The following is an 11,828-nucleotide window of genomic DNA, read 5'->3' on the forward strand; positions in this document are numbered from 1 at the left end:
CCCTGCCACCGTTTCATACTTACTACCCCGCGCCTAACCCACTACCATAGATTTCATCAAACATCAGAAGATCGTTCTGCACCAAGGTTATTGCCCGCTTTCACGCTCAGCCGACGTTTCAATTTTAGCTATTTTTTCCGGTTGACCGTGGGATTCTGCTCAAACATTCCAAGCCGCCGCCTCCTGGCCGAAGAAGGCCTCTCCTTCCGTTTCGACCATGACCAGTCCGCCGAGGCTGGCGACAAGGCGACGCATGCACGCCACCAACTCGTCGTCTTTGACCGTAGCACTGAGCGCCCGCACTGCACCCAAGCGGAAATCCGCTTTCATCGCTCGCATGCCACCGAAGCCTCGGACACCATCGACGTCTGGCACGAAGCACGCAAGGTCTTGCCCAATGCCGTGACCTTGAACGGCTGGGACTACAAGTCACTGGTCGCCACGGGGGCCGAGGCCAAGTCCGCCCTGAACAATGGCGAACTCCCCAGTCTGGAAATCTACGAAGCCAGCCTGCCTTACCGCTTCGAGGACGGCACCGCCGCCCAGTTGCGCACCGATTTGGCGATGGCAGCCTTTGAAGCCGGTTATCGTCAGTTCGCCGGTAAAGGCAGTGTCCGCCAGTTGGCGGAGGGCCGGGTCTTCACCCTGACCCAGCACGACGACTATGTCGGCGACCTCATCAAAATCCGATGCAACGCGCAGCTCTAGCAAAAACGTTGAAGAAGCGCCGGCTCCGGGGCAGAATAGACTGCCATCCCCCCCCGGCTGCAACACCTTGCATCCTGCAGACAAGAGAACGATTTCCCGGCAATGCTGCCCGCCCCCAACCCGCTTTTCATAACAAAGAGACAAGCATGATCCCGATCGAACTTTTTGCGCACAAATCCGAAACCGTACACGTTGCCGCCGGCGAAGCGCTTTTTCGCGAAGGCGAGGAAGGCAGCCTGATGTACGTTCTGAATACCGGAAACGCCGAGGTCTTCATCAAGAACCGGCTGGTCGAGACACTCGAACATGGCAGCATCGTCGGCGAGGTCGGGCTGGTGTCACCGGGGCCGCATTCGGCCAGCGTCATCGCCAAGACCGACTGCGAGTTTGTCGCCGTCGATGAAAAGCGCTTCCAGTTCCTCGTCCAGCAGACGCCCTTCTTCGCAACCCGGGTCATGCGCATCATGGCCGAACGCCTGCGCGCCACCGACAAGTTGCTCAGCGCGGCAAACGCCTGAACGGCGAATACCGGCGGCGCATCAAAACTCGATCTTGCCCCGCCCCTGCTTGATCGCACCGCGCTTCACCTTGCTTTCCAGACGCCGTTTCTGCGAGCCGTAGGTCGGCTTGGTGGCACGGCGCGGGCGTTGCACGGTGGCAGCGGCTTCGACCAGTTCCTGCAGGCGGGCCAGGGCGGCAGCGCGATTCTTTTCCTGGGTACGAAACTCCTGCGCCTTGATGACCAGCACACCATCCTTGGTCAGGCGCTGGTCGCCGAGGGCGAGCAGGCGGGTCTTGACGGCGTCGGGCAACGACGAGGCGGCAATGTCGAAGCGCAGATGCACGGCGCTCGACACCTTGTTGACGTTTTGGCCACCAGCGCCCTGGGCGCGCATGGCGCTGAATTCGATTTCACCGAGCGGGATGTCGATCATGTTTTTGCTTTCCGCCACCGGTCGACCGGTGAAAAATGGCCTTTTTGCGGCGTTGACCGCCGGGCGCCCTACTCGGCCTCGACCCAGTCGATGATCGCCCGCCACTGCTCGAGATCGCGCTCGGCGCGCGACGGCGGCAGGTCGAAGAGGGTCATGCCGGCGGCCGTGGCCTGGACGTAAGTCTGCGTGTCACGCAGGTAGGCGAGCACCGGCAGGTCGAAGGTGGCAAAGAATTTTTCCAGTTCGCCGGCGGCGCGGGTGCGGGCATCGACCCGCATGCCGATCACGGCGACGTCGGCCTTGCCCTTGCGTACCGCCTTTTCCGAGAGCAGTTCGGTGAGGAAATGGCGCGTCGCCAGCATGTCGAACATCGACGGCTGCACCGGCACGATGACGCGCGTCGACAGCTTGAGCACCTTTTCCAGCAGCTTGCCGTGCAGGCCGGCCGGCGTGTCGAGCACGACATGGCTGGTACCCTTGGGCGGGCGCGCGATGTTGTCGTGGCCGATGTCCCAGGTATCGATGCTGGGCAACTCGAAGGGACGGATCGCCAGCCATTCGCGCGAGGATTGCTGGCGATCGATGTCGCCGAGCATCACATCGTGGCGTTTCGAGGCGAAATAGCCGGCGAGGTTGGTAGCCAGCGTGCTTTTGCCGGAGCCGCCTTTGGGATTGGCGACGAGGAAGGCTTTCATGCGGTCTTTTCCAGTTTGTGCAGGGCCTGGCGCACCAGGTTGACGTGTTCGCGCAGGGTATAGACGAGGTCGGTGAAGCCGAGCGGCACGTGCAGCTGGCTGGCTTCGTCTTCCAGCGTATCGAGGCGCAGGCGGTATTCGCCGGCGCGCTCGATATCGGAATGCTGCTTGATATCGTCCTCGAGAAATTTCAACTCGCCATAGATGCGGAAGATCTTCGAGCGCACGCGCCAGGTGTAGATCGCCGGCGCGATCTTGAGCAGCGGGATGAGCAGGGCGATGATCGGCACCAGCAGCACGATCAGGCGATCGATCAGCACCGCCAGCCAGAACGGCAGGTAGCGCTGCAGGAAGGGCGAACCGGACTTGAAATAGCGCGCCGCGTCGGGCGACAGCGGCAACATCTGGTCCATGTAGGATGGGAACTCGCCGGCATCCTGGAAGAAGCCGGACTTGCCATGCACGTCGCTGAGCGCCTGCAGGAGCAGGGTTTGCAGCGCCGGATGCAGGTCGTCGCGGATGATCAGGTTGGCGGTCGGCGCCAGCACCTTGATGTCTTCCGGCGGATAGTCGCGCACCAGGTCGGCGACGCCTTGCGGCAGCGTCAGGCGGGTCAGGAAGGGAAAGCGGCGCTGGTAGGCGTTGGCCTGGGCAAAGCTCATGACGCGCACGCCGGGCGAACGCAGCAGCACCTGCACCACCGGCGCACTTTCGGCAGCGATGATGAAGGCGGCGTCGATGCGGCCCTGCTGCAACTCCTCGGCGGCCTTCAAACCGGCGACCGGCACCAGGTTTTTGCCAAGCGGAATCTCGTTGGCGACCAGCAACTGCTGCGCCAGCTGGCGCACGCCCGAGCCTTCCTGGCCGATCGCGATGCGCTTGCCGCGCAGGTCGGTCAGGCGATCGAGCTTCTTCTCGCCGCGATAGAAGACCCAGACCGGCTCGTAGAACAGGCTGCCCAGCGAGAGCAGGCCGGAATCATCCTCGGCGTCGGGATCGTCTTTCGGTGGTACGACGCCGCCCTGGACGAAGCCGATCTGCGCCTCGTCATTCTTGAGGCGTTCAAGATTCTCCAGCGAGCCGGCCGAGGCCTTCACCTCGAGCGTGATACCGTTCTTGGCGAGAATCGCCGCGTAGCGATTGGCGAACTGGTAATAGGCACCGGATTCGCTGCCGGTGGAGATCACGATGTGTTTGGGCGGCGCCGGCTCGACAAACTGGTAGGCGACGACGAAACCGATGCCGACGATCAGGAAGATCCACCAGGCGGTGGCAAACAGGTCGCGCAGCGACAGCAGACTGGCTTTGATCTTGGCCATCATGGAAGCAGTATGGTGGAGCCGGTGGTACGGCGGGCTTCCAGGTCGCGATGCGCGAGTTCGGCGTCCTTCAGCGCATAGCGCTGATTGACCTCGATCCGCACGCGGCCGGAGCCGACCATTTCGAACAGCTCGGCGCCCAGCGCTTCGAGATCGGCGCGTTTGGCGGTGTAGTTCATCAGCGTCGGGCGGGTCACGAACAGCGAGCCCTTCTGCGACAACAGCAACAGATCAAGCGGCGGCACCGGGCCGGATGCGTTGCCGTAGGCGACCATCATGCCCATCGGCCGCAGGCTGTCGAGCGAGCCGATAAAGGTGTCCTTGCCGACGCCGTCATAGACGACCGCCACACCTTCGCCGCCGGTAATCTCGCGCACGCGCTGGCTGAAATTCTCGCTGCTGTAGTCGATGACGTGGTCGCAACCGTGCGCCTTCGCCAGTTCGCCCTTGGCGGCGGAGCCCACCGTGCCGAGCACCGTCGCACCAAGCGCCTTGGCCCATTGGCAGGCGATCAGGCCGACCCCGCCGGCGGCGGCATGGATCAGCACGGCATCGCCGGGCTGAACGCGCCAGGTCTTGCGCAACAGGTAGGCGGCAGTCAGCCCCTGCAGCATCATCGCGGCAGCGGTTTCGAAGGAAATCGTGTCCGGCAGCTTGAGCAGGCGATGCGCCGGAATGTTGCGGACTTCGGCATAGGCACCGACCGGACCGCCGGCATAGGCGACGCGCTCGCCAACCTGGAGATCCATCACACCCTCACCGACCGCCTCGACCACACCCGCGCCTTCGAGACCAAGCCCGGCCGGCATGATCTGCGGATAGAGGCCGGTGCGATGATAGACGTCGATGAAATTGAGGCCGACCGCGGCATGGCGGACGGTCGCTTCGCCCGCGGCGGGCGCCGGGACGACGACCTCCTCCCAGCGCAGGACTTCCGGACCTCCGGCCTGATGGATGCGTATGGCGTGGGGCATGGGGATCTCCGCGTTATCTTTTTTCAAGACAGCGAGATTATCACCCTGCCGATCTGCGATCTAGCGCGGTCGACCGGCAAAATGAGCTGTTTTTGCCGGTCGACCGGTATAAGTGGCGCGCAAATTAGCTTATCAACATTGCTTAGTTCGCTTACGCAGCAGCAAGCCCTAGATTAGGAAGACCTAATGCTTCAGGAGTCTTCCATGCAATTCCGAATTCGTCGTATCAGCCTGCTTCTCGCCCTCGCCCTGTCTTCCGGTGCCGCGCTTGCCACCAACGGCTATTTCCAGCATGGCTACGGCGTCAAGGCCCAGGGTATCGGTGGCGTCGGCATCGCCCTGCCGCAGGACGGCCTTGCTGCCGCCACCAATCCGGCCGGCACCGCCTTCGTCGCCGACCGGGTCGACCTTGGCGTCACCTGGTTCGCCCCCAAGCGCGGCGCCGAGATCAGCGGCAGCTTCGGTGCCGATGGCGGCTATGACGGCAACGGCAAGGAGAACTTCGTTCTTCCCGAACTGGGTTACATCCGTCACCTGAATCCGGACCTGAGCATCGGCCTGGCGATCTATGGCAACGGCGGCATGAACACCCGGTACAACAGCGGGATTCCCCTATTCGGCAACGGCCAGGCCGGGGTCAACCTGGAACAGTTGTTCATTTCGCCGAACGTGGCGTGGAAGATCAACGAGCGACACGCGCTCGGCGCCGCCCTCAATTTCGCCTACCAGCGTTTCGAAGCCAAGGGCCTGCAAAACTTTGACCCGGCATTCACCACCAGTCCGGGCAATGTCACCAATCGCGGCGCCGACAGTTCAACCGGCTGGGGTATACGCCTCGGCTGGACCGGGCAGATCACGCCCGAACTGACCCTGGGCGCAACCTGGTCGTCGAAGATCAAGGCATCGAAATTCGACAAGTACAAAGGGCTGTTTGCCGACAGCGGCAGCTTCGACATTCCTGAAAACTACGGCATCGGCCTCGCTTACAAGCCGACTCCGCAACTGACGCTGGCGGCCGACCTCGAAGAAATCCTCTACAGCGACGTCAAGTCGGTCGGCCTGCCGCTCGCCAACATCTCGAACGGCCTGGGCGCGAGGAACGGCGCCGGCTTTGGCTGGAAAGACACCACCGTCTACAAGGTCGGCATCAGTTACGACTACAGTAAGGATCTCAGCTTGCGCATCGGCTACAACCACTCAAGCCAGCCGATCCCAAGCAGCCAGACGCTGTTCAACATCCTCGCCCCGGGCACTATCCAGGATCACCTCAGTCTCGGCGCCACCTACAAGGTCGGCCAGGACGGCGAATTCAGCGTTGCCTACACCCATGGCTTCAAGAAGACGGTCAAGGGTTCCGGCTCGATTCCAGCCGGCTTTGGCGGCGGCGAAGCCGACATCCATCTCGAGGAAAACATCCTCGGTCTGGCTTACGGCCTGAAGTTCTAGGCGGCAATGATGGCGCTCGCCGATTTTCTTCCTGCAGCCGGCGGCGGCCTGCTGATCGGCGCCGCTGCCTCCGGCCTGCTCCTGCTCAACGGCAGGATCGCCGGCGTCAGTGGCATCCTGCGCGGCTTTCTCGCCGAGCATGGCACAGCATTTCGCGAGCGCGTCCTGTTCCTGCTCGGACTGATCGCCGGCAGCGCCCTCTATGCTCTGTTCAGCGGCCAGTATCCAGTCCCGCGCAGTGCTTTTCCGGCTTGGCTGCTCGCCCTGTCCGGCCTCCTCGTCGGGCTCGGCACCGGGCTCGCCAAGGGCTGCACCAGCGGCCATGGTGTCTGCGGCCTGGCACGCCTTTCCCGGCGCTCGTTCGGCGCGGTCGGCATCTTCCTGGGCACGGCCGTGCTTACGACCTACCTGGTCCGCCACTGGTGGGGGATTTACTGATGCGCCAGTTCAGCCAGTTTGTGTGCGGCCTGGTTTTTGGCCTGGGCCTGGCGCTGGCCGGCATGACCTCGCCGCAGAAGGTACTCGCCTTTCTTGACGTGACTGGCACCTGGAATCCGGCGCTGCTCTTCGTGCTGGGCAGTGCGGTCGGCGTCACCGGCCTCGCCTTTCACTGGATACTGCAACGCCCCCGGCCGGTGTTCGACAGTTGCTTCCATATCGGTCCACCGGGAAAAATCGACCGAAAGCTGGTCGCCGGCTCGATCCTGTTCGGCATCGGCTGGGGCATCAGCGGCTACTGTCCGGGCCCGGGTATTGCGCTGCTCGGCGCGCCGGGCAATCCGGAAACGGCGGTTTTCGTAAGCGGCCTGCTGCTCGGCAGTGGGCTGGCCTTTGCCTGGCCGGACCAGCAGGCAAAGACAGGCAGAACCTGACAAGGCGGGCCGGCAGTCGGGCGCTCAAACCGGCGTCAGCTTGGCGTACTCCAGGGCCAGCCATTTCATGCCGGCGCCGCCAAAATTAACCTGGACGCGCGCATCGGCGCCGCGCCCTTCGGTCGATACGATGACGCCGAGCCCGAACTTGGCGTGCTCGACGCTCATGCCGATGCGCAGGCCACCGCTGACCGGTTCGGCATAGCCGCCGCCGAACTGGCCGAAGGCGGGCACCGATGACGCTGGCTCGGCCTTCTTGTTGAGCTTCTTGAGCAGGTTTTCCGGGATTTCGTCGAGAAAGCTGGACGGCACGCAATAACGCGTCTGGCCGTGCAGCATGCGGGTCTGGGCGCAGGTCAGGTAAAGGCGCTGGCGGGCGCGGGTGACCGCGACGTACATCAGGCGGCGCTCTTCCTCCAGCCCGTCGCGCCCCTGGTTTACCGAATTCTCGTGCGGGAACAGGCCCTGCTCGAGACCGGTAATGAAGACGACGTCGAATTCCAGACCCTTGGCGGCGTGCACCGACATCAGCTGGACCGCTTCCTGGCCTTCGCCGGCCTGATGCTCGCCGGCTTCGAGCGAAGCGAGGGTCAGGAAGGAAACCAGCGCCCCGCCCTCGCCGATGGCGCCTTCGTCATCGACGAAGGTGGCGGCGGCATTGATCAGTTCGTCCAGATTCTCCAGCCGGTCCTGGCCTTCCTTCTCGGTACGGTAATGCTGCGCCAGGCCGGATTTTTCGATGACATGCTCGACCACTTCCGGCAGCGGCAGGCCTTCCGTCTCGACGCGCAATTGCTCGACCAGGCGGATGAAGGCACCGACCGTCTGGCCGGCCTTTCCGGTCAGCGAAGCGGCGGCGTTGTACAGGCTCGAATTCATCTGGTGCGCCGTAGCCTGCAGGTTTTCCAGCGAGCGGGCGCCGATGCCGCGTGTCGGGAAATTGACGACGCGCAGGAAGGCGGTGTCGTCGTCCGGGTTGCCGAGCAGGCGCAGGTAGGCCAGCGCGTGCTTGATTTCCTGGCGCTCGAAGAAGCGCAGGCCGCCATAGACCTTGTACGGCACGTTCTTCGTGAACAGTTCGTTTTCCAGCACGCGTGACTGCGCGTTGGAGCGGTAGAGCAGCGCGATCTGGGTCGGCGAAATGCCGTCGCGCACCAGTTCGCGGATTTCCTCGACGACAAAACGCGCCTCGTCGAGGTCGGAATAGCCCTCGAAACAGCGGATCGGTTCGCCCTCGCCGGCATCGGTCCACAGGTTCTTGCCGAGACGCTCGCGGTTGTTCTTGATCAGCGCATTGGCGGCAGCCAGGATGTTGCCGTGCGAGCGGTAGTTCTGCTCGAGACGGATGATGTTTTCACCCGCATATTCGCGCTCGAAATCGCGCATGTTGCCGACCTCGGCACCGCGGAAGGCGTAGATGCTCTGGTCGTCGTCGCCGACCGCGAAGACCTTGGCGCCACCACCGGCAAGCAGTTGCAGCCAGGCGTACTGCAGCTTGTTGGTATCCTGGAACTCGTCGACCAGGATGTAGCGGAAACGCTCCTGGTAATGCCGGCGCAGCGGCTCGTTGCGCTGCAGCAGCTCGTAGCAGCGCAGCAGCAGTTCGGCGAAATCGACGACGCCTTCGCGGTTGCACTGGTTCTCATACTCGGTGTACAGCTCGACGCGCTTCTGCGTGAAATTGTCGTAAGCCTCGGCCTGCGCAGCGCGGATACCCTGCTCCTTGTGCGCATTGATGAAATGCACCAGTTCGCGCGGCGGATATTTCTCGTCGTCGATGTTCAGGTTCTTCAACAGGCGCTTGACCATGGCCAGCTGATCGGCCGTATCGAGAATCTGGAAGGTCTGCGGCAGCCCGGCTTCGCGGTAGTGCGCGCGCAGCAAGCGGTTGCACAGGCCATGGAAGGTACCGATCCACATGCCGCGCGTGTTGATCGGCACCAGCGCCGCCAGGCGCGCCGTCATTTCCTTGGCCGCCTTGTTGGTAAAAGTCACGGCAAGCAGGCCGTGTGGTCCGACCTGGTTGGTGGACATCAGCCAGGCAATGCGCGTGGTCAGCACGCGCGTCTTGCCGCTGCCGGCGCCGGCCAGGATCAGGGCATGCACGGGCGGCAGCGTAACGGCCTGCAGCTGCGGGGAATTCAGGTTGGCGAGAAGGTCGGACATGACTCGATTTTCAGTCGGAACTACAGGCGCTTAAAGCGCCGGAAAATACCACGCGGATAATTGGTATTACCAATTTGTTGCAATTGTGCAACGCAGCAATTTCCGTCGAACGTTTTTTTACGCACGATGAAAACCGCGCAAGTATACTTGGCAAAAAATATATTGCAGTGCACAAAACTTTTTGCCCACAAGGCAATCGAAACAGCTAGTGGTCACCCCCACGAAGAATGTAATAAAAGGAGTAACAGCATGAAAGCACCAAAAATACTGCCCTGGATCGCCCGCAAGGCCGGCATCAGCGACGAGCTCGCGCTCAAGCTGTGGCGTCGCGCCGTCTCGGAAGCAGAACACATCACCGGCAAGACCGAAGGCTCGGAATACTGGGGCCTGACCGTCGAACGCTTCCTCTCCATCGTCGAGAACGAAGTCGGCGGCACACCGCAATACGCCCTGACCCCGGCGCCGCAACTGTCCTGGATGTGGCATCACCAGACCCGCATGTCGCTTCTCTCGCTGGCCGCGGCCGAGAACGCCTACCGCTTCTGGCAGACGTCCTGGGAAACGGTGTACCCGCAAAAAAAAGCGGCCTGACCGGACGCCGCTGAAACCGGTCGCCGGTTGGCGGGAGCGTGCAGGCTCCGGCTGACTGCGACGGTTTCGGTAGTAGTTGTTCGGTCGGTGATGGACGCTGGCGTCCGGGGGAAGAGTCTTAATGACCGCCCCCGGGGGCTGGGAGTTCATGGGTTGGCTGACTGATTTTTGGGCGGTCGACCTGCAACGGTACCATCGGCGATTCGCCTTGCAGTTCGCGCAGGCGCGCCAATGCCTGGTCGCGTGCGCTAGCGCCATGGGTTTCGCCAGCCGGCTGCGTGCGGGTTTTGGTTTTTTGGCTTTTTTCGGGGTCGACCGTCGGCGTCGCTGTCGTCGCTGTCGTCGCTGTCGTCGCTGTCGTCGCTGTCGTCGCTGTCGTCGCTGTCGTCGCCATGCTCGTCGCCCCTGCGCCAAACGGGGACGATCCGGTCTTGGGTCTTCCAGTCGCCGAGGAGTGCCGCACTTTTCCGGTTTCTCGATGATGAGGGTGTGCATGTTCAGTCATCAATAGCGGAAATAGAAGACGCCGTATTCGGGTTTCTCATCGCCCTTCCTGCCTTCCTTCGAACGCTTGACCAGATCAACGCTCGCCGGCTTCTCCCAGCCGAAAGCGCGAAATACCTTTTCTGACAGGCGAACGAAGGGCATCCACTTGCGGGCAAGGGAGCAGGTCATTAGGGCGAAGACGGGGTAGAAGAAGCCGACAAAGCCCAATACCATGATGCTCCCCATTTTTTCGTTAAAGAATGGGGACCAGTCGTAAATGAAGCGGCCCCAAATTTCCATGAGCCCCCCGCAAAAGAACAAAGCTAGCGATGTGCCCGAAATCCACCACTTCCACGCATTCCGCCAATGGCTAGCGCTTCCCCGCGAGCAATGGGGATACAGGGCCACGATCTTGTCCTCTGGTCGCGCAACGGCGCAAAACTCGTAATGCTCGCCTCGCCATTCCACTGCCACTTCAACCTCGTCGCCTTCCTTGAAGGGATTCCACCAGACCCAACCCTTGACCGGCTTTCCGTCCAGCTCGAATTCAAGGAAATCCGCTTCTTCCTCCATCGCACTGGCGTTGGCTGCGGTCGACATGGCTTGCCCACCCATGTCCACCATCGCGGAAGCAATAGCGATCACCCCCATCTTGGTCTGGTCGCTCTCGGTAAAGACAAAGCAGGCCCTATTACGGGTTACTTTCAGGTTACGAATCGTCCCGCTCAACTTGACCAGACCTTCTGCATTGGGGTGCGGTAAAAAATCCGTCATGCCCGCACCCCAACCGACTTCAGGGCTTCGGTGTATTGTGGCCGGCAGCATTTCAGCAGCCACCGGTTAGTAGCGGAAATAGAAGGTGCCGAATTCACCGGGGTCTTGCTCGGTACGCTGCGCTTTCGAGCTTTTTACGAGATCGATATTCGATGGATCGGGAAGATCAAGGGCGCGAAAAACTTTCTCCGCCAGACGGACGAAGGGCATCCATTTGCGGGTTAAGGACCAGGTCATTAGGGCGAAGAAGGCCATTAGCCCGAGCGTTAAGAAATAAAACTCAGGCTCCTTAAGCGCGGCTAATCCCACCGTGATCAACGCAAGAGGCAGTGTTACGCACAAAATGGCACCGCTACCGCCAATGAACCACCATTTCCCGGCATTCGTAAAGTGACGAGTTATACCCCGTGAACAATGAGGATAAAGTGCAATTGTCCTATTTAGCGGCCTCGCTACTCCGTAGGTCTCCCAAATCTTGCCTGTGTTCTCTGCCGCGACCTCGACGACATCACCCTCCCGAAAAGGATTCCGCCAAACCCAACCTTTCACGGGCAAACCGTTCAGCTCGAACTCTAGATAGTCCGCCTCTTCTTCCATCGCACTGGCGTTGCTGGCCGCAGACATCGCTTGCCCACCCATGCCAGCCATGGTTGCTGCAATGGCGATCACCCCCATCTTGGTCTGGTCGCTTTCGGTAAATACAAAGCTGGCCGTATCGCGGGTTACTTTCAGGTTACGAATCGTCCCGCTCAACTTGACCAGTCCGTCAGCATTGGGGTGCGGTAAAAAATCCGTCATGCCCGCACCCCAACCGACTTCAGGGCTTCGGTATATTGTGGCCGGCAGCATTTCAGCAGCCACC

14 protein-coding genes are annotated in these 11,828 nt (G+C 61.8%); 6 read left to right on the forward strand and 8 right to left on the reverse strand.

What is annotated here, in order from left to right:
* The first annotated feature begins 147 nt into the window (after nt 1–147).
* Complete coding sequence (locus KIG99_RS07165) at nt 148–708, forward strand: contractile injection system protein, VgrG/Pvc8 family (protein ID WP_226459527.1); 561 nt, start codon at nt 148–150, stop codon at nt 706–708.
* Between the two features lie 146 nt (nt 709–854).
* Entirely contained in the window at nt 855–1,226 is a 372-nt protein-coding gene (locus KIG99_RS07170) for a cyclic nucleotide-binding domain-containing protein (RefSeq protein ID WP_226459528.1), read from the forward strand.
* A gap of 21 nt (nt 1,227–1,247) precedes the next feature.
* Here the strand turns inward: KIG99_RS07170 and arfB are convergent, their stop codons facing one another.
* The 4 genes from arfB to KIG99_RS07190 form a co-directional block, all read right to left on the reverse strand.
* Nucleotides 1,248–1,643, reverse strand: a complete 396-nt coding sequence (gene arfB, locus KIG99_RS07175) for an alternative ribosome rescue aminoacyl-tRNA hydrolase ArfB (protein ID WP_226459529.1) — start codon at nt 1,641–1,643, stop codon at nt 1,248–1,250.
* A 68-nt stretch (nt 1,644–1,711) separates the two neighbouring features.
* Entirely contained in the window at nt 1,712–2,338 is a 627-nt protein-coding gene (locus KIG99_RS07180; RefSeq protein ID WP_226459530.1) for a ParA family protein, read from the reverse strand.
* A complete protein-coding gene (locus KIG99_RS07185) occupies nt 2,335–3,660 on the reverse strand; it encodes a TAXI family TRAP transporter solute-binding subunit (RefSeq protein ID WP_226459531.1) in 1,326 nt (441 codons plus the stop codon). The genes KIG99_RS07180 and KIG99_RS07185 overlap by 4 nt, the downstream gene beginning before the upstream one ends.
* On the reverse strand, nt 3,657–4,631 hold the full coding sequence (locus tag KIG99_RS07190; protein WP_226459532.1) for a quinone oxidoreductase family protein: 975 nt from the start codon (nt 4,629–4,631) through the stop codon (nt 3,657–3,659). Before KIG99_RS07190 ends, KIG99_RS07185 begins: the two co-directional genes overlap by 4 nt.
* Before the next feature lie 204 nt (nt 4,632–4,835).
* On the opposite strand from KIG99_RS07190, the gene KIG99_RS07195 reads away from it, so the two are divergent.
* From KIG99_RS07195 to KIG99_RS07205, 3 genes are read left to right on the forward strand one after another with little or no spacing between them, the layout of a single operon-like run.
* Nucleotides 4,836–6,077, forward strand: coding sequence for an OmpP1/FadL family transporter (locus tag KIG99_RS07195; protein ID WP_226459533.1), 1,242 nt, complete (start codon nt 4,836–4,838; stop codon nt 6,075–6,077).
* Between the two features lie 9 nt (nt 6,078–6,086).
* A complete protein-coding gene (locus KIG99_RS07200) occupies nt 6,087–6,515 on the forward strand; it encodes a YeeE/YedE family protein (protein WP_226459534.1) in 429 nt (142 codons plus the stop codon).
* The gene (locus KIG99_RS07205) at nt 6,515–6,949 is read left to right on the forward strand and encodes a DUF6691 family protein (protein WP_226459535.1); all 435 of its coding nucleotides are present in this window, start codon (nt 6,515–6,517) and stop codon (nt 6,947–6,949) included. Before KIG99_RS07200 ends, KIG99_RS07205 begins: the two co-directional genes overlap by 1 nt.
* A gap of 24 nt (nt 6,950–6,973) precedes the next feature.
* Here the strand turns inward: KIG99_RS07205 and KIG99_RS07210 are convergent, their stop codons facing one another.
* Complete coding sequence (locus tag KIG99_RS07210) at nt 6,974–9,115, reverse strand: UvrD-helicase domain-containing protein (RefSeq protein ID WP_226459536.1); 2,142 nt, start codon at nt 9,113–9,115, stop codon at nt 6,974–6,976.
* A gap of 249 nt (nt 9,116–9,364) precedes the next feature.
* On the opposite strand from KIG99_RS07210, the gene KIG99_RS07215 reads away from it, so the two are divergent.
* Nucleotides 9,365–9,706, forward strand: a complete 342-nt coding sequence (locus KIG99_RS07215) for a hypothetical protein (protein WP_226441312.1) — start codon at nt 9,365–9,367, stop codon at nt 9,704–9,706.
* A 118-nt stretch (nt 9,707–9,824) separates the two neighbouring features.
* On the opposite strand, the gene KIG99_RS07220 is transcribed toward KIG99_RS07215, so the two are convergent.
* The 3 genes from KIG99_RS07220 to KIG99_RS07230 form a co-directional block, all read right to left on the reverse strand.
* Nucleotides 9,825–10,100 carry a hypothetical protein gene (locus KIG99_RS07220; protein WP_226459537.1) on the reverse strand — a complete coding sequence of 92 codons (276 nt, stop codon included), beginning with the start codon at nt 10,098–10,100 and terminating at the stop codon, nt 9,825–9,827.
* 110 nt (nt 10,101–10,210) lie between these two features.
* Nucleotides 10,211–10,966 (reverse strand): putative type VI secretion system effector, encoded by a 756-nt coding sequence (locus KIG99_RS07225; protein WP_226459538.1) that lies wholly within the window; start codon nt 10,964–10,966, stop codon nt 10,211–10,213.
* A 66-nt stretch (nt 10,967–11,032) separates the two neighbouring features.
* The gene (locus tag KIG99_RS07230; protein ID WP_226459539.1) at nt 11,033–11,764 is read right to left on the reverse strand and encodes a putative type VI secretion system effector; all 732 of its coding nucleotides are present in this window, start codon (nt 11,762–11,764) and stop codon (nt 11,033–11,035) included.
* Nucleotides 11,765–11,828: the final 64 nt, after the last annotated feature.

Source organism: Quatrionicoccus australiensis (genome assembly GCF_020510425.1).
Taxonomy (GTDB): Bacteria; Pseudomonadota; Gammaproteobacteria; order Burkholderiales; family Rhodocyclaceae; genus Azonexus; species Azonexus australiensis_A.